Origin of the sequence: Rhizobium sp. BK377, from assembly GCF_014193935.1 — a bacterium.
Lineage (GTDB): Bacteria > Pseudomonadota > Alphaproteobacteria > Rhizobiales > Rhizobiaceae > Rhizobium.
The window spans coordinates 607403-624934 of the sequence record NZ_JACIAC010000001.1 but is presented as its reverse complement, the minus strand read 5'-3'; the positions used below and the strand labels follow the sequence as shown (position 1 = coordinate 624934).

Sequence of the window (17532 nt, the reverse complement as noted above, 5' to 3'; positions counted from 1 at the left end):
ACGCAAGAATGCACAAATTCTGTACGTAGGACCAAAAAGGATACTGTAAATGTCACGCCCGCGCGCCAAGCTGATCGAGAATTTCCCCGGCTGCCCGGTCGAGGCGACGCTGACCTATCTCGATGGAAAGTGGAAGGGAGTGATCCTTTTCCACCTGATGGACAGGACTTTGCGCTTCAACGAGCTGAGACGCCATCTGCCTGCCATCACCCAGCGCATGCTGACGAAACAGCTGCGGGAGCTGGAAGACTCCGGCCTCATCTCACGGACAGTTTACCCGGTCGTTCCGCCGCGCGTCGAATACGCGATGACGCCGCTCGGCGCCACGCTGAAGCCGGTCATCCGGGCGCTTGCCGCCTGGGGTGATGAATTTGTCTTCTGCAGTCCGGAGGGGCGGGAACTGCGTATCGCAAAGGCTCTAAACGCGCCGGCTGCGGAGCTCCAGGCGTAGCGACGCCGCGAAAACGAAGAGGCCGAGGAAAGACAGGACGGCGCCGACATAGCCGGTCGCTGCAAAACCGTAACCCCAGGCAATGACGAGGCCGCCGAGCCACGCACCGATGGCGTTGGCGATGTTGAAGGCCGAATGGTTGGAGGCGGCAGCCAGTGTCTGCGCATCGGCTGCGACGTCCATCAGGCGCGTCTGCAGCGCCGGGCCTGCCGCAAAACCGCAGCCAACGAGGAAGACGCAGAGTCCCAGCATGTAGGGGTTGGAGGCGGTCAGAGAGAACATCGTCAGCGCGACGATGTTATAGACGAGCGAGCCGCCGATCGTGCCGAGCAGCGATTTATCCGCCAGCCATGAGCCGATGACATTGCCGGCATTCATGCCGACGCCGAAGAGCACGAGCATGAGCGCAACGGCTGTTTCCGGCAGCATCGCCACCTGGGTCGTCGTCGAAGCGATATAGCTGAACATCGCGAACATGCCGCCATAGCCGACGGCGGCGATGCCAAGCGTCAGCAGGATCTGCGGACGGCGGAAGGCGCCGAGTTCGCGCAATGCGCTTGCCCCTTCGGCAACCTTGTCATGCGGTACGTAGAACCAGATGAGGGCGACCGTCATGAGACCGATGATGCCGACAGTGAGAAAGGCTACCTGCCAGTCGAGCACCTGGCCGAAAAAGGTCGTCAGCGGCGTGCCGAGCAGGGTCGCGACCGTCAGGCCGAGCATGACGCGGCCGACAGCCCGCGCGCGGCGATGCACCGGCACCATGGAAGCAGCGACGAGCGCTGCCACGCCGAAATAGGCGCCATGCGGCAGGCCGGTAACAAAACGCAACACTGCGAAGCTTTCGAATGTCGGCGCGACGGCGCTCAGGAGGTTGCCGGCAGCAAAGAGCATCATGAGGCAAAGCAGCAGCGTGCGCCGCGCCATCTTGGCGGCAAGCACGGCAATAACAGGTGCGCCGATGACGACGCCAAGGGCATAGGCGCTGATAACATAACCTGCCTGCGGTGTCGTGACCGAGAACGTATCGGCTACATTGGGCAGCAGGCCCATGATCGCGAATTCGCCGGTACCGATGCCGAAGCCGCCGGCGGCGAGCGCCAGCTGCACCAGTGCGACAGTCATGGCCGAGGGCAGGGCTGCCTCCGGTTCGGAATCCATGGTATCGTTGACGGCAACCTGGCTCACGGGCGGTCCTCGGAGGGTCTAAGCTTGGCAATGGCCGCTGGCGTTGAGCGCAGAACCGGTCATTTGGAATTGGCAGGCAGAAATGGCGGGAGGTGGAGGTGCTGTGACCTCCAGTTTTCCATTTATTGAACGCAAAGCTGAACGCGTCGAGTGCTTTTTTTGCAGTGCAGCGTCCTGCTATCCGCATACGTCCATTGCAATATTTACGTTTCGGCGATGTGACGGGGCAAACCGTCCGGCTTGAAATCGCAGGTGCATCAACCATCTCTTGAGGGCAGGGACAGCGAGGATAGGAAACAATCACCTCATGAGGCTCGTCGGCTTTTTCAATCGCGACGGCGGTACCTTCAGAACGACGGACATGCAGGCCTATGAGAAGCGCGCGGAGGAGGTCTTCCGCGATGCCGGGCATGATTTCGAGGCGATCGTCTTTTCCGGCAGCGAGATCGTTCCCGCCATGGAGCGTGCCGCACGGCGCGACGATATCGACGGTATCGTGGCCGGCGGCGGGGACGGCACGATCTCAGCCGCTGCATCCATCGCCTGGAAGAACGGGGTGGCGCTTGGCGTCGTGCCGGCCGGCACCATGAATCTCTTTGCCCGCTCGCTGAAAGTGCCGCTCGATATCTGGCAGGCCCTCGATGTGCTCGCTTTCGGTGAACTGGACAATGTCGACATCGCCAGCGCCAACGGAAGGCCGTTCATCCACCAGTTTTCCGCCGGTTTGCATGCGCGCATGGTGCGCTACCGCAATTCCTACAGCTACCGCTCCCGTCTTGGAAAAATGCGCGCCAGCACCCGCGCCGCCTTCGGCGTCGTGTTCAACCCGCCGGAATTCGAGGTGAGTTTCGAGGCCGCCGGTATGCGAGAAACCCGACGCGTCTCGGCGATCTCAGTCTCGAACAATCCCTTCGGCGAGAACGCACTGCTCTATGCCGACAATCTGCGCAGCGGCGAACTCGGCTTCTACACGGCAAAACCGCTGAAACCGCTCGGCGTCGCACGATTGGCGATCGACATGCTGCGCGGCAAGTTCCGGGAAAACGATGCGGTCATGGTCCTGCACCCGGCCGAGGTGCATCTGCACTTCCCGAAGCTGCGCGCCAAGGCGAATTGCGTGATGGACGGCGAGCTTCTGCCGCTGGAGCGTGATGTCACCGTCAAGCTGCATCCTGGCGAATTGAAGGTCCTTGTCAAGCAGGGATTGGCCGTACAAGAAGGGGAGGGAGAGCGGCGCGAGCCGGCGGCCTGACCCTCAGAGAGAGCGACGCCGGCGAATGACATGTGTCTGAATGCGGTTGCGGAGTTCTTCGGTAAGGTGCGGCTCTTGGCAGTTGATGCCAGAGGCCCGACCCTAGAGGCGCGCAAGATAGGTGCGATAGTCGAAATCCGACACCGTGCGCAGGTACGCTATTGCTTCCTTATACTTCGTATCGCCATACAGCTTCCGATACTTATCGCCGAAGATATTGGCGATGAAGGCCGACTGCCGGAAGGCGTCTACCGCCGTCAGAAAATCATGGGTTAGACGCTTCGCGCCCGGTGGTGCATAGGCGGGCGTCGTTTCCTCGCCGGGATCGAGATCTCCGTCGATGCCGAGCAGCATGCCGCCGAGAATGGCTGCGAGCAGAAGATACGGATTGGCATCGGCACCCGCCACGCGGTGTTCGATGCGCGCCGCCGGCCCGTTGCTGTCAGGAATGCGGATTGCCGTGCCGCGATGCCCGCTGCCCCAGGTGAGGTCGGTCGGCGCGAAGGATCCCGGCTGGAAACGGCGATAGGAATTGGCAAAGGGCGCGAAGACAAGCTGCGCCTCCTGCATGGTCTGTAGCATTCCTGCCGTCACCGATTTTAAAAGCTTGGGCTCGTCGCCTTTGGCATCGAGAATATTGTTTCCATCCCTGTCGATGATGCTCGCATGCACATGCAGACCCGATCCGGCATGGTCCGAATAGGGCTTGGCCATGCAGGTGGATTTCAGACCGTGCTTGCGCGCCGCCTGCTCGGCAATGCGCTTCAGGTAAAGGCAGTCGTCGGCCGCAGCCAGCGCATCGGGCCGGTGCAGCAGGTTCACTTCGAACTGGCCGGGGCCGAACTCCGCCGTCGTCGCCTCCGCCGGCAGGTTCATCGCCTTGGCATAGGCACGCAGCGTCTGAAGATAGCTGTCGAGTGCATCGACAGCGCTCATGTCATACAGCTGGAAACCGTTCGGATCGCCGCGATAGGTAAGGCTTGCAGGCGGGGAGGGAATGCCCGTCTCACGCCAGTTCTCCTCGATCACATAGAATTCCAGCTCGGTCGCGACGACGGGCGTCAGCCCGCGTTCGGCATAGCGTTCAAGCACGGAAGCGAGAATGCCGCGCGGATCCATGAAGCTGCGGCTGCCGTCGAATTCGTGCATGGTGGCGAGCACCTGCATGGATCCTTCGGGCGCCCAGGGCACCGGAGTCAGGCTGCGCTTGTCGGGGATGACATTGCCGTCGGGATCGCCGATCGTCAGCGACAGGCCTGTAATATCGTCATTGTCGTCACCCCAGATATCGAGAGACTGCGTGGAGGTCGGCAGGCGGATATCGCCCGCCCAGACCTTCTTTTCGGCCGAGAGCGGAAGCTGCTTGCCGCGCAGATCGCCATTCATGCCGACGATCAAAATCTCGAAACGCGGATCGCCCGCTTCAGCCTCTTTGCCGTTGCTCGCCATGACCTTGAAAATCCTCTCGCAGAAGGCCAAGCTCGTAAACCATCAGTCAAAGCCTTTCAATCCAAAGGTCCAATCATGTCCGATACTTATCCGCTGTCCAACCTTGCTGCGATCGATGCCGCCCATCACCTGCATCCCTTCTCCGATATGAAGAAGCTGAATGCCGAAGGCACGCGCATCATCCAGCGCGGCGAGGGTGTGCATATTTTCGATAACCACGGCAGAAAGTATCTCGATGGCTTCGCTGGCCTCTGGTGCGTCAATATCGGCTATGGCCGCAGGGAAATTGCCGATGCCGTGGCCCGCCAGATGAACGAGCTTCCCTATTACAATACTTTCTTCGGCACGAGTTCGCCGCCGGCGACCCTGCTCGCAGAGAAGGTGACGTCCAAGGCCGGGCCGCACTTCAACCACATCTTCTTCACCGGCTCAGGCTCGGAGGCGAACGACACCTGGTTCCGCATGGCCCGCGTCTATTGGGCAGCCGCCGGCAAACCCTCTAAGAAGATGGTGATTGCGCGACGCAACGGCTATCACGGCTCGACGGTTGCCGGTGCCAGCCTCGGCGGCATGAAATATATGCACGAGCAGGGCGATCTGCCGATATCAGGCATCGTCCATATCAGTCAGCCCTATTGGTATAGCGAGGGCGGCGATCTCTCGCCTGCCGAATTCGGCCTGAAGGCTGCCCGTGAGCTGGACGCCAAGATCGATGAGCTGGGCGAGGAGAATATCGCAGCCTTCGTCGCCGAGCCAATCCAGGGTGCGGCCGGTGTCATCATTCCGCCGGAGACCTACTGGCCGGAGATCGACCGCATCTGCAAGGCGCGCAACATCCTGCTGGTTACCGACGAAGTCATCTGCGGCTTCGGTCGCCTCGGCGAATGGTTCGGCCATCAATATTTCGGCGTCGAGCCGGATTTCGCGCCGATCGCCAAGGGACTTTCCTCGGGTTACCTGCCGATCGGCGGCGTGCTCGTCAGCGACCGCATTGCCGACGTGCTGATCAACGAGGTCGGCGACTTCAACCACGGCTTCACCTATTCCGGCCACCCGGTCTGCGCTGCCGCAGCGCTTGAAAACCTGCGCATCCTGGAGGAGGAGAAGCTGGTCGAGCGTGTGCGCGACGATATCGGCCCCTATTTCGCCAAGAAATGGGGCGCACTTGCCGAACACGATTTCGTCGGCGAGGCGCAAAGCATCGGCTTGATGGGTGGCCTGCAGCTCGCCGCTGACAAGAAGACCCGCACCCGCTTCGAAAAGCCCGATCCGATCGGTGCGCTGGTGCGCAATCATGCTCTCGCAAACGGCCTCGTTCTGCGCGCCACCGGCGACCGCATGCTGGCCTCCCCGCCGCTCGTCATCAGCCATGAGGAGGTCGACGAGATGGCGCGTATCGCCAGGATTGCGTTGGATGCTGCCTGGAAGGAGTTGCGAGCCTAGGGATAGGCGACGGCGTAAGCGAACTGATAGGTGTCGCCAGGCCGACCGTAGATATAGGGCAGGCTCACGACATGGATTTCTGGCTGCTTCAAGCCATTTTGCGCGATGACGTCCTTGAAATAGTAATCTGGCCAGGCAGGGGGCGTTTTGCCCTTGTCATCTCGCCAGACGAAAACGACGGGGTGTTTCGCATCGAGCTGGAACGTCGGCTTGAAGTCCGGATAGAAATAGGAGTGTACCGGGGTGCCGGGCATCTGCAGCCGCATATTGCCGTCCAAATGCGGATCGTATCCGACGACGAGCCCCGGCTCGCCGCCGATGTCCTTCCGGATCGTCTCGGCGAAGCTCGCGTACGGGATGTTCAGCCGCTGATACTTGCCGAAGAGCGGGCCATAATAGGCGCGCATGGCGAGCACGGCCAGCACTGCACCCATGATGACACCACCGACAGCGATCGATTTGCGCAGCGGCGCCCCTGCATCGACTTCGGCACTTTCGGCCTTCATGCAGATATAGAGCGGCAGGATGAGGAACAGCGGCGTCAGCCATCGGTCGGCGACGTTGTCGACGCCGGCAAGCAGGATCATCAGCGCAATGGCGCCGATCTCGATCAGCAGGATGCGACCCGCAATTCTTGTCCAGTGGCTGGACGCACGCCACATTGCCGGCAACGATTTGGCAAAGAGCGCCAGAAAGATGACGACCGAGAGGCCGGCGATGCCGATCATCGCGGAGATGAAGCGGAAAAAGCCGGTCGCTACCTGTGACAGAAAGCCATCTTCTTCACCGGTCATCTTGTGCAGCGTGCGATCGACGGCAAGGTCGAGATGCTGCAGGAACCAGAGCGCATGCGGCAGAACGATCGCGATTGACAAGACGATTGTCAGGATTAGCCGCCAGTCGAAGAGCCGCTTGCGGAAATCGGTGTCGACGAGGGCGGCGACCAGAGCGGCGGCGGGGAGAAGCGCGAAATTATACTTCGATATCATGCCGATGCCGGTCGCGATGCCGACGATGGCATAGGAGATTGCCGAGGGCGTCTTCAGCGTTCGGAAAAAGCCGTAGAGGAACAGCGAGCCGACAAAGATCGTCGCCACCGAATGCGTCAGATCGCGCTGCGCCTCGAAGACGACCTGCGGCACGGTGAGCAGGCCGAGCGTCGCCACCACCACCAGGCTGCTGTTCTTCAATGTCAACCGCGCCGTCAGCCAGTAGAAGACGTAGGAGAGGAACAGCATGGTGCATTTGAGGAACGACAGCGAAAACAGCGACACGCCGACGAGCGATGTCATGCCGTACTGCATCCAGTTGTAGAAGGGCGGCTGCGAATTATAGCCGAAAGCGAACCATTGCGAGAGCAGCATCTGCTCCGCCTCGTCGAGCTCCAGCGCATTGGGAATGCTGAGCCGCACGATCAGGTGGAGCAGAAAATAGGCTCCGAGTACCGCCAGGATCAGATGTGGCCGGCGGCTGAAAAGGCTCTTCACGTTCAGCTTTCTCGGGAGAAGATCTGGCGCACGATGTAATTCGGCGAGGCATCGTCGCGGTAATAGGTCCGGGCGATCATTTCAGACAGAATGCCGGTGGTGATCATCTGCACCGAGGACAAGAGCAGCACGACGCCGACCATCAGCATCGGTCGTGTGCCGATATCGTTGCCCATGATGAACTTGTCGAAGCCGAGATAGAGGAGGATCAGCGCTGCGAGGCCGCCGAGGCCAAGGCCGAGCGAGCCGAAGAAATGGCCCGGACGCGCCTTGTAGCGCATGAAGAACATCACAGACAGCAGGTCGAGGATCACGCGGAAGGTGCGTGAGATGCCGTATTTCGAGGTGCCGTGCTGCCGCGCATGATGGGTGACGGCCATTTCGCCGATGCGCGAGCTCGGCACCACTCCGGCAACCCAGGCTGGGATGAAGCGGTGCATTTCGCCCATCAGCTTAACCTGTTTGATGATCGAGGCGCGGTAGATCTTCAGGCTGCAGCCATAATCATGCAGCTTCACACCGGTGATGCGGCCGATGAGGTAGTTCGCGCACCAGGAAGGGATTTTGCGCAGCAGCAGCCCGTCCTGCCGGTTCTTGCGCCAGCCGACGAGCAGATCGAGCTCACGCCGTTCCAGCTCCGAGACCATGGAAGGGATATCCTTCGGATCGTTCTGCAGGTCGCCGTCCATGGTGGCGATCAGCCGTCCCTGCGCGGTATCGATGCCGGCCTGCATGGCGGCGGTCTGGCCGAAATTGCGCTGCAGCTCGACGATGCGCAGCGCCAGCCCTTCGCGGTTGACGAACTTGCGGGCATTGACGAGCGTTGCGTCCGTGCTGCCGTCGTCGACGAGGATCAGTTCCCAGCGATGCGGATAATCGGTCATGGCCGCGGCTATACGCTCGACGAGCGGGCCGATGCTGTCTTCTTCGTTGAAGACAGGAACGACCAGCGATAGTTCGAGCGGTTGTACCTGATCATTCGCACCGCGAATGGACTCTACCGTTGTCTGCAACTTTCATTTCTCCTAAAAGGCGCGGCAATGGAAGACCGATGAAAACCAGCCGCCGCAGCCAAACTTAGGAAGCCTGATACATGAAGACCCCGAGTGTTGAAAGCGGGCAATCCTGGTTTCTGCGCAATCGCATGAGCCTTCTGACGGTCGCAATCGTCGCAGCCTATGCGTTTTTCATCGAATGGTTCTGGGGCTGGCCGGTCATACTGGAACAATGGGCCGCTGTCGGCCCGCGTCCGGTCATCGGCGCACTGATACTCCTGACCAGCACCTATTTCCTGCGTACATGGCGCATCTACGATTATTTTCCACGGGAGACGGCGGGCCGTTTTGCAACGCTCTTCCGCGTCACCCAGATCCACAACCTTCTGAACATCATGCTGCCCTTCCGCGCCGGCGAGACCAGCTTTCCGGTGCTGATGCGCACGGAATTCGGCATTCCCCTGACGCGCGGCACTTCCGCCTTGCTGGTCATGCGGCTGCTGGACCTGCATGCGCTGCTCGCTGCCGCCGGCCTCGGCTTTGCTGTGGCCGCCTCCAATGCCGCGCTTGCCTGGCTCGTCTGGGTCATATTCCTCTTCCTGCCGGTCCTTGCCTTCGCTGCCCGCAAGCCGCTGCTGCGCCTCGGTGCAAAACTTCTGCCGCGCAAGGCGCAGGTGCTGCTTCACGAAATCGAGAATGGGCTGCCTTTCGATGCCGTTGCCTTCAGCCGCGCCTGGGCGATGACAATCGTCAACTGGCTGGTGAAGGTGCTGGTGCTCGCCTGGGCACTCGGCCTGATGGGTGTCATGCCGATGGCCGCAAGCTTCGGCGGCGCGCTGGGCGGTGAGCTTTCCTCCGTCCTTCCGGTCCACGCGCCCGGTGGCGTCGGCACCTATCCCGCCGGTATCACCGCCGGTGCGGTCGCCTTCGGCGCATCGAGCGAACGCATGGCGCTGGATGCGCTGGCCCAGGCAAGCGTCAACGCACATCTGCTCATCATAGTCTCGGCCCTGACCGGGACCGCCATCTCGCTTCCGCTCGGCCGCCGAAAAGCCTGACGACATCTCCGCAAATTCTGTCATATTAACAACGTGAGATTGCGATAGTTTCTGATTTCGCTGGAATTCCATGACGAGGGAGGGGCTTCATGGTGGATCTGCGGACTTTCGGAGAAGTTGAGAATGTCGTCCGTAGCCGCCTGCGACGGATGAAGCCGGAGATCGAGCGTTCGCTGACGCAGATCGCCGAGGGCAACCCGCTTGCAGCCGAGACCCAGACGACGAGGCGCATCGACAGACTGCAGGTCAAGGCCGGTCTCAGCCGCGAAGAAGCGGGATTGATATCGTCGGCGATCGACATGATCGCCAGGGATAAGGGTGTTCGCGCCGAAAAAATGCCGGGGCCGGAAGCCATTCTTGGATCGACGCTCGATTTCGTCGGCGTTTCCTTTCTGGAGCGGGGCCGCCGGGCCGCTGATGCGGTCGGCCGTATCGCCTTCCTGAACGAAGGACCGCAGGGAACCGGCTTTCTGGTCGCGCCCAACCTTCTGCTGACCAATCATCATGTGATTGAATCGGCGGCCGCTTCCGGCAAGTTTCAGGTTCAGTTCGATTACGAGTATGACGTTGCCGGCCGGGCGCGCAATCCGACGTCTTTCCTGTTCGATCCCGCGCTTTGTTTCGTGACCGACGGTATCGAGGGGTTGGATTTTACGCTGATCGGCATCGGCCACCGACGATCAGGCACCCGCCGCCTCGAAGAGTTCGGCTTCATTCCGCTCTCCGATGCCAGCGACAAGCATATGCTCGGGGAGATCGCCAACGTCATCCAGCATCCCGATGGGCGGTTCAAGGAACTGGTGCTGCGCGAGAACCATCTCGTCGCCCGCGACGAGACCCAGCAGGTTCTGCATTATGTCGCCGATACCGAACAGGGCTCTTCCGGTTCGCCGGTCTTCAACAATGAATGGGAGCCGATCGCCCTTCATCACTGGGGTGGCCCCTGGCTGGAGGTGATGGGCACAGATGGCAAGCCCTTGGCGCGCGAGATCAACGAAGGCATTCGCATCAGCGCCATCGTCAGGTATTTGCGCGAAGCAAGGCTTGCCGGCGCCGCAGCAGAGGCTGTGCGCCGCGCGCTCGCTGCATGGGACAGTGCGCGGCGCCCGGAAACCAATGCGATAGGTGCGCCGCTGAAGTTGACGGAAGAGAGGATCCCGGAGGGTCCGCAGGGTTCCATCCCAAAGCCGGAAGCACCCAATCCACGACACAATCCGGACGGCTCGGTAACCTGGACCTTTCCGATCGAAATCAGCGTGCGTGCGCCGCTGGCCGCCCCGCCTGTCGTGGAGCGGACGGGTGGCGGCCAACCTCGCCTGAAGACTGGTCCTTTGACGGGTGGTGCGGCCGAAGCCGCCAGCTGGGAGACGGAGGATTTCAGCGATCGCGGTGGCTACGAGCCGGGCTTCGTCCCGGGACACAGCATTCCGCTCCCCGATTTCAGCGGCACGGGATGGCGCCCCGCCAAGAACCAGATCCCGCCGGCTGGCGGCGATCCGAACGAACTGCCCTATCACCATTTCTCTATCGTCATGAATGCCGACCGTCGTCTCTGCGGTTTCACTGCCGTCAATATCGATGGCGGACGCATCAAGGCAATCAATCGCGAGGACAAGACCGTCATCGACGAGCCTTCGCTGAAGGATCTTGGCGTCGAATCCATCGGCGCGGATGGCGCAGAGGCAAGCGACGACTTCCGCCCGGACCGTCGCGTCCTGCTTGAGGAACAGATGAACCGCCCATTCTACGAGAAGCAGATCGTGAAGGGTTTTCTCGATACGAAATCGCCGGAGCGCACGGCGCGCATCTTCCAGAAAGGACATATCGTCCTGCGCGGCGACCCGGCATGGGGTTCGGAGACAGAAGCGTTGGCCGCGGAACGCGACACGTTCTTCTATACGAATGCAGCTCCGCAGGTTGGCTTCTTCAATCAGGGCAGCGCGCTCGACCGGCCAGGTTCCAAGGGCAAGCTGCGCTGGCGGGCCGTGGAAACATATGTGCTGCGAAACGCCGTGACCATGAAGCAGCGTGTGAGCGTATTTGCCGGCCCGGTCTTCGACGAAGCCGATCCGCCATATCGCTTCGCCAGCAAGGTGCCGCTGCGCTTCTGGAAGATCGCCGTCTGGAGCGATCGCGACAGCTTGCGCGCGATCGCTCTGCTTGCCGATCAGAAGCCGGTTCTGCAGATCATGCCGGAGGCGATCTCCGCCGAAGCCCTCGGACCGGAAGCCTTTGGCGATGAGGAAGAACTGGCGCGCGTTTCCGAATTCCTGTCGAGCGTCGAGGAGATCGAGGCATTGACGAAGCTCGATTTTGGCGATCAGCTTCGCACGGCCGATATTCGCGCCGGCCGGGCAGCCACACCGGCGATCACCCTCGACCCCGCTGATCTGAAGCCGCCACCCTCCGGAACACCATCAGGCAGAGGCCGGGCGGGCAGGGCGCGGCCGCGGCGCACGCGTGCGTCATAAGGAAGCCACGAGCTCTTCGATACGCCTGAGCAGAAAAACCCGCTCGGGTTCCTGCCGGCAGAAGCTCAGCGCCGTCTCGTAAGCTTCGATCGCTTCGTCGCGTCGTCCGAGCCGCCGCAGAAAATCTGCCCGCGCCGAATGCGCCAGGTGATAGGTCGTCAGTTCTCCCTTGCCGATGATGGCATCGACGAGCTCCAGTCCTTTTTCCGGGCCTTCGGACATGGCGATCGCCACAGCGCGGTTGAGCTCGGCGATATCAGAGGGATGGGCGGCAATCAGCAGGTCGTAATAGAAGGCGATGCGCCGCCAGTCCGTTTCCTCTGATCTGCCGGTCTTCGCGTGCTCCGCCGCGATGGCCGCCTGGACCGTATAGATGCCGATCTCAGGCGCGCGCATGGCGCTTGCGAGCAGCGAAAGCCCCTCTGAAATCTTGCTTCGATCCCAGCGTGAGCGATCCTGATCGGCAAGCAACACCAATGCGCCATCGACATCCTGCCGGGCAGCACGGCGCGACTCCTGCAGGAGCAATAGGGACAGCAGACCTGCGATATCCGGATGCGGCAGCAGGGTTGCCAGTAGCCGCGCCAGCCGGATTGCCTCGGCCGTCAGGTCGGCGCGCACGATCGTGTTGCCCGAGGATGCCGAATAGCCCTCGTTGAAGACGAGATAGATCACATGCAGCACCCGGTCGAGCCGCTCCGACAGCTCCGCCCCGACAGGCACTTCATAAGGGATTTTCTCGGTCTTGATCCGGTTCTTGGCGCGCACGATACGCTGTGCGACGGTCGGCGCCGGCACGAGGAAAGCGCGCGCGATCTCTTCCGTCGTCAGCCCGCAGACCTCACGCAGCGCCATGGCGGTCTGCGCGTCCGCCGGAAGCGCCGGATGGCAGCAGATGAAGACCAGCCGCAGCATGTCGTCCTCGATCGGTTCCATGTCGCCGATCTCCGTTTCCGTGCCACCAGGATAAAGCCCGTCCTCGATATGCTGCAGCGAGGCATTGAAGCGCGCCCGCCGCCTGAGATGATCGATCGCCTTGAAGCGGCCGGTGGACACCAGCCAGGCGACCGGGTTGTTTGGCATGCCATCGACCGGCCATGTCCGCGCAGCCGCCGCAAAGGCGTCGTGCAGCGCTTCCTCCGCCCGGTCGAAATCGCCGAGCAGCCGGATTAGCGTTGCGAGCACACGGCGCGAGTGCTGCCGATAGACGTCCTCGATTACCCGGTCCAAGTGCCTATCCTCACTGCGGCAGGGTGAGCGTTCTCACCGGCCGCAATTCGATCGACCCGACCCGGACGCTTGGGATGCCCGCGACGACTTTGCGCGCCTCTTCGAGATCGGCCGCCTCGATGATGTAGATGCCGGCCAGATGTTCCTTCGTCTCGACATAGGGGCCATCGGTCGAAGACAGAATGCCATGGCGCACTCTCAGCACCGAGGCACTGCCCGGACCTTCCAATGCATCGGAGTGAATCATGATGCCCTTGCGCTCGAGCTCCTCGTCATAGTGGAAATGCGCCCTCACGAGTTCGTCGCCTTCGGCCTGGCTGAGCGTGCCGTCCACATCGGCGGAATTATAGATGAGGCAGACGAAGCGCATGGCTATCTCCCATCCCTTATTGAATAGGCCGGCCGGATTTCGACCGATGCATATTTGAGGATCGGGAAGGTGGAAATGATCGACTGTGCTTCCGCCATATCCCCGGCCTCGATCACCACGAAGCCGCCGAGATGCTCCTTGATTTCGGCGAAGGGACCGTCTGTCGCGGCAACGGTGCCGTTGCGAATCCTGAGCGTCACTGCCTGCTCCGGCTCGTAAAGCGCCAGCGCGCTCAGCATATGGCCACTGGCGCGCCAGTGATCATCGCTGACGATGCATTCCTGCGTGAGTGCATCCCACTCCTCGCGGGGGACGCGTTTGCTCTTCTCGGTATCGAACCAGATCTGACCCAGAAACTTCACGATATGACCTCCTCAGCCGAATTCGTGGATAGGGCGAACCTCGATCGCGCCGAGCTTTGCCAGCGGGATGCCGGCGGCAATACGGATAGCGTCATTGAGGTCCTTGGCGTCGATCAGGATGAAGCCGCCGAGCGCTTCCTTCGTCTCGATGAAGGGGCCGTCGGTGACCGACATCTCGCCGCTGCGCACCCTGACCGTGACCGCCGACTGTGGCGACTGCAGCGCCTGGGCAACGATCATGTGACCGCTCTCGGCAAGATCGCGGTCATAGGCAAGCGAATCCCGGTCGAGCTTGTTCTTCTCTTCCGGAGACATGGCCGACAGCGCCGTGCCGTCGAACCAGACCTGGCAAAGATATTTCATTGCTTATCCTCCACGCAGTGCTTTCACAGCCCTTGGACGAACAGCGTAAGCGCTTTTCGACAGGGAAGAAAAATATCTTTTTAGCGGCCTGCGTGTCGAAAGATCGAGACAACACTCGACAAGGCTCCGTCGAAACACATCGAGGAGATGGAGCAATGAGCATGCTTGAATTCGGAATAGCACATCTGATCGTCACACGCGGTGCACGCAAGATGCCGCCGCTCGAGAATGCCGAGGTGATGAAGGTGCTGGTCAGGACCGTGATCGCGCTCGCCGCGCTTGCCGGCCTTGTCCAGGCGCTGCAGCTCGCCGCAAGCGCCTAGATAAAAGGCAGCCCGGCTGCTGGGCTGCCCTCGATATCTTACTGGAATGCCGTTTCGAAGAAGCTGCGCAGCTTACGCGAATGCAGGGCTTCCGGCGGCATGGCGGCAAGCTTCTGAATTGCTCTTATGCCGATCTGCAGATGCTGGTTAACCTGCGTGCGGTAGAAGGCGGTCGCCATGCCAGGCAGCTTCAATTCGCCATGCAGCGGCTTATCGGAAACGCAGAGCAGCGTTCCGTAAGGCACGCGGAAACGGAAGCCGTTGGCGGCGATCGTTGCCGATTCCATGTCGAGCGCGATGGCGCGGGCCTGCGACAGGCGCTTCACCGGGCCTGCCTGATCGCGCAGTTCCCAGTTTCTGTTATCGATCGTGCCGACCGTGCCGGTGCGCATGATGCGCTTCAGCTCGAAGCCTTCGTAGCCGGTGATCTCGGCAACGGCAGCCTCGAGCGCCACCTGCACTTCGGCAAGTGCCGGGATCGGCACCCAGACCGGCAGGTCGTCGTCGAGCACATGATCTTCGCGCATATAGGCATGCGCCAGAACGTAATCGCCGAGCCGCTGGCTGTTGCGCAGGCCGGCGCAATGGCCGAGCATCAACCAGGCATGCGGGCGCAGCACGGCCACGTGGTCGGTGATCGTCTTGGCGTTGGACGGGCCGACGCCGATATTGATCATGGTGATCCCGGCATGGCCCTTCTTCTTGAGGTGATAGGCCGGCATCTGCGGCAGGCGGGCAAGTGCGGCATCCGTTTCCGGAACGCTCGATCCTGCCAGCGTGACAATATTGCCGGGCTCCACGAAGGCCGTATAGCCTTCGCCACCTTCTGCCATCAGCTTGCGTGCCCAGGAGCAGAACTCGTCGATATAGAACTGGTAGTTCGTAAACAGCACGAAGTTCTGGAAGTGCTCGGCACCCGTCGCCGTATAGTGCGACAGGCGGGCGAGCGAATAGTCGATGCGCTGTGCGGTGAATGGCGCCAGCGGTGAGGGCTCGCCCGGCGGCGGCAGATACTCGCCATTGGCGATCTCATCGTCCGTCGTGTTGAGGTCAGGCGTATCGAAGAGATCGCGCAGCGGAATATCGACGAAAGCCGCCGCAGACGCTTCCACATGGGCGCCTTCGCCGAAAGCGAAATGCAGCGGGATCGGCGTGGAGGATTCGGACACGACGACAGGCACGTTGTGGCTCTTCATCAGGAGCAGCAGCTGCTCCTTCAGATAATGCTTGAAGAGCCTCGGCCGCGTGACCGTCGTCGTATAGACGCCCGGTGCCGTCACATGACCATAGGAGAGGCGGGAGTCGACGTGACCGAAGCTCGCCGTCTCGATGCTGACCTGCGGGTAGAAAGCGCGGTAACGGGAGGTGACCGGCGCTCCTTGCGCGAGCTTCGTGAAGCTGTCGATCAGGAACGAGGTGTTGCGCTCGTAGAGATCAGTCAAAACTTCGACGGCTTTTGCCGGATCATCGAAGGCTTGCGGCTCGAAAGGGGTAGGGGACGAAATGTCGAAAGCGGACAGGGGATATATTCGTTTGCTCATGAGGCATTATAGAGAGTCGTTTTTAACAAGCAAACGACGCTCGAAGGCTGAGACCCAGATTTTTCCGGGTCTCAGCGGATGACGGTGCAGTAGCCGCCGTTGCTTTCCAGGCACGTATAGTTCGCGCCGAAATGCGATTGCTGTGCGCCGCCACCGCCGGTGCGCACGACGACTGCCGAAAAAGAGATCGCGAAGATCGCCGCAAACAGCGTCATGATTGTAAACCGTCTCGCCAGAATGAACACGTCCACGTCCTTACCCCGATATACGCCCTTCATGGTGCTGTTTTGCCATGACGTGGCTGAACGGGTGCTGAGATGGCGGTTCATTTTGCGTTCAGTTTCTGAGGCCGGCTAAGGTTCTCTGAGCCTGCCTGAGTGTTTCAGAGACGGGTCCAGGTTTGCGTTTTGCAGAAGACCTGCATCACGCAGCCCTGCATCTTGAGCGAGCCGCCGGAGATGCTGCCCGAGCCGCTATAGGTCTTGTCGTCGGCGGGATCGGTGATCTCACCGCTATAGCTGCCGCCAGCGCCGGACAGTCTGCCGATCTTCTTGCCGGCATATTTGCCGGTCTTCAGTGTGATGCAGTATGCCCCGCCGCAGGGGGCAATCACCGCCGTATCGCCGGCGCGGGTCTTCCAGTTGCCGACAATCGGTTCATCTGCCTGCGCAAGGCCTGCCACGAGTGCCATTGCGCCGGCAAGAACGAGGGTACGGATCATCTCTTCCTCCATGAGATATGAAATGGCGCGAAAATAACTGACGCGAACGTAAAGGTAAATACGTTGCGGGAAGGGCCAAAAATCCGGCCTCCGCGCGAGGTTTTTTCTGCTGATGGCCTGATCGATGCTGATTTCATGGTGAACAGATCCTCAATTTCCAAATCTGAATTTTTCGTAAAAGGTGCGCAAAAATCCTTAATTCGCAGGGATTCCGATGTTTAACAAAAATCCAATTTTACCAAGCATTTGCACTTTGTTTGCGTCAAATTAATCATGCATTTTAGGCGTTTTTTGAAAGCCGTTCGGCATAGTGAACCCATCAAACGAGCGGGGCAAACCCGCCGGACCGGAGAGGCCGGAAGCCGCAGAAGATGGCAAGGCCCAAAGGTAAAACAGGGTACGTCTTAACAGGCTAAACAGGGATAGAACCGATGGCACGCTTTGAAATGCACAATGCTGAAATGGCCACCATGGGTGGCGAAAACAACAGCGCCGATGTCTTCTGCGAAATGGGTCTGATGTATGCGACCGGCCGTGGTTGCGAGATCGATCTCGTCTCCGCTCACAAGTGGCTGAACATCGCCGCAATCAAGGGCAACGACCGCGCCGCCGAGCTGCGCGCCGATGTGGCCGCTTCGATGAGCAAGATGCAGCTTGCCGAAGCGCTCCGCGCCGCCCGCGAATGGATGACGATCCACTAAGATCGTCCCCCTGCGGTAACAAACCGACAAGAGCAAAATAACAACCTCAAAGAGGGGAGCTGGCGGGGCACCTTGGACGGGGCCGATGTCAGGAGTAGGAAACCGCGACCGGCTTGTCCTCTGCCGG

General features: G+C 60.9%; 18 protein-coding genes. 7 read left to right on the top strand and 11 right to left on the bottom strand.

What is annotated here, in order from left to right:
* Positions 1-49 precede the first annotated feature (49 nt).
* On the top strand, positions 50-451 hold the full coding sequence (locus tag FHT92_RS03115) for a winged helix-turn-helix transcriptional regulator (protein ID WP_183822445.1): 402 nt from the start codon (positions 50-52) through the stop codon (positions 449-451).
* Here the strand turns inward: FHT92_RS03115 and FHT92_RS03110 are convergent.
* A complete protein-coding gene (locus FHT92_RS03110; RefSeq protein WP_183822443.1) occupies positions 419-1639 on the bottom strand; it encodes an MFS transporter in 1221 nt (406 codons plus the stop codon). The genes FHT92_RS03115 and FHT92_RS03110 overlap by 33 nt on opposite strands.
* 307 nt (positions 1640-1946) lie before the next feature.
* Between FHT92_RS03110 and FHT92_RS03105 the strand changes: the two genes are divergently transcribed.
* Positions 1947-2891: a diacylglycerol/lipid kinase family protein gene (locus tag FHT92_RS03105; RefSeq protein WP_183744518.1), complete on the top strand. Its 945-nt coding sequence runs from the start codon at positions 1947-1949 to the stop codon at positions 2889-2891.
* A 102-nt stretch (positions 2892-2993) separates the two neighbouring features.
* On the opposite strand, the gene FHT92_RS03100 is transcribed toward FHT92_RS03105, so the two are convergent.
* A complete protein-coding gene (locus FHT92_RS03100) occupies positions 2994-4340 on the bottom strand; it encodes a glutamine synthetase family protein (protein ID WP_183822441.1) in 1347 nt (448 codons plus the stop codon).
* A 75-nt stretch (positions 4341-4415) separates the two neighbouring features.
* Between FHT92_RS03100 and FHT92_RS03095 the strand changes: the two genes are divergently transcribed.
* Positions 4416-5783 (top strand): aspartate aminotransferase family protein, encoded by a 1368-nt coding sequence (locus tag FHT92_RS03095; protein WP_183822439.1) that lies wholly within the window; start codon positions 4416-4418, stop codon positions 5781-5783.
* On the opposite strand, the gene FHT92_RS03090 is transcribed toward FHT92_RS03095, so the two are convergent.
* Both FHT92_RS03090 and FHT92_RS03085 read right to left on the bottom strand, forming a co-directional pair.
* Positions 5780-7270 (bottom strand): glycosyltransferase family 39 protein, encoded by a 1491-nt coding sequence (locus FHT92_RS03090; RefSeq protein WP_183822437.1) that lies wholly within the window; start codon positions 7268-7270, stop codon positions 5780-5782. The genes FHT92_RS03095 and FHT92_RS03090 overlap by 4 nt on opposite strands.
* A gap of 2 nt (positions 7271-7272) precedes the next feature.
* The gene (locus tag FHT92_RS03085) at positions 7273-8283 is read right to left on the bottom strand and encodes a glycosyltransferase family 2 protein (protein WP_183744509.1); all 1011 of its coding nucleotides are present in this window, start codon (positions 8281-8283) and stop codon (positions 7273-7275) included.
* A gap of 80 nt (positions 8284-8363) precedes the next feature.
* Between FHT92_RS03085 and FHT92_RS03080 the strand changes: the two genes are divergently transcribed.
* The gene (locus tag FHT92_RS03080) at positions 8364-9323 is read left to right on the top strand and encodes a lysylphosphatidylglycerol synthase domain-containing protein (protein ID WP_183744506.1); all 960 of its coding nucleotides are present in this window, start codon (positions 8364-8366) and stop codon (positions 9321-9323) included.
* Between the two features lie 89 nt (positions 9324-9412).
* Positions 9413-11794: a DNA/RNA non-specific endonuclease gene (locus tag FHT92_RS03075; protein ID WP_183822435.1), complete on the top strand. Its 2382-nt coding sequence runs from the start codon at positions 9413-9415 to the stop codon at positions 11792-11794.
* On the opposite strand, the gene FHT92_RS03070 is transcribed toward FHT92_RS03075, so the two are convergent.
* The 4 genes from FHT92_RS03070 to FHT92_RS03055 are packed head-to-tail and all read right to left on the bottom strand — an operon-like array spanning position 11789 to position 14119.
* Positions 11789-13024 (bottom strand): RNA polymerase sigma factor, encoded by a 1236-nt coding sequence (locus FHT92_RS03070; protein WP_183822433.1) that lies wholly within the window; start codon positions 13022-13024, stop codon positions 11789-11791. The two genes, FHT92_RS03075 and FHT92_RS03070, sit on opposite strands and share 6 nt — an antisense overlap.
* Positions 13025-13034: 10 nt before the next feature.
* A complete protein-coding gene (locus FHT92_RS03065) occupies positions 13035-13394 on the bottom strand; it encodes a YciI family protein (protein ID WP_183822431.1) in 360 nt (119 codons plus the stop codon).
* Positions 13395-13396: 2 nt separating this feature from the next.
* Entirely contained in the window at positions 13397-13756 is a 360-nt protein-coding gene (locus tag FHT92_RS03060) for a YciI family protein (protein WP_183822429.1), read from the bottom strand.
* 12 nt (positions 13757-13768) lie between these two features.
* Complete coding sequence (locus FHT92_RS03055) at positions 13769-14119, bottom strand: YciI family protein (RefSeq protein WP_183744495.1); 351 nt, start codon at positions 14117-14119, stop codon at positions 13769-13771.
* A 155-nt stretch (positions 14120-14274) separates the two neighbouring features.
* Here FHT92_RS03055 and FHT92_RS03050 point away from each other — a divergent pair, with 155 nt between their 5' ends.
* Positions 14275-14442, top strand: coding sequence for a hypothetical protein (locus tag FHT92_RS03050; RefSeq protein ID WP_183744493.1), 168 nt, complete (start codon positions 14275-14277; stop codon positions 14440-14442).
* Positions 14443-14480: 38 nt separating this feature from the next.
* Here the strand turns inward: FHT92_RS03050 and amn are convergent, their stop codons facing one another.
* From amn to FHT92_RS03035, 3 genes are all read right to left on the bottom strand, one after another.
* Entirely contained in the window at positions 14481-15983 is a 1503-nt protein-coding gene (gene amn / locus FHT92_RS03045; protein WP_183822427.1) for an AMP nucleosidase, read from the bottom strand.
* A gap of 71 nt (positions 15984-16054) precedes the next feature.
* Positions 16055-16234, bottom strand: a complete 180-nt coding sequence (locus FHT92_RS03040) for a hypothetical protein (RefSeq protein ID WP_183823807.1) — start codon at positions 16232-16234, stop codon at positions 16055-16057.
* Positions 16235-16365: 131 nt separating this feature from the next.
* On the bottom strand, positions 16366-16704 hold the full coding sequence (locus tag FHT92_RS03035; protein WP_183822425.1) for a DUF2147 domain-containing protein: 339 nt from the start codon (positions 16702-16704) through the stop codon (positions 16366-16368).
* Positions 16705-17135: 431 nt separating this feature from the next.
* Between FHT92_RS03035 and FHT92_RS03030 the strand changes: the two genes are divergently transcribed.
* A complete protein-coding gene (locus FHT92_RS03030) occupies positions 17136-17405 on the top strand; it encodes an SEL1-like repeat protein (protein ID WP_007821684.1) in 270 nt (89 codons plus the stop codon).
* The last annotated feature ends 127 nt before the right edge of the window (positions 17406-17532 follow it).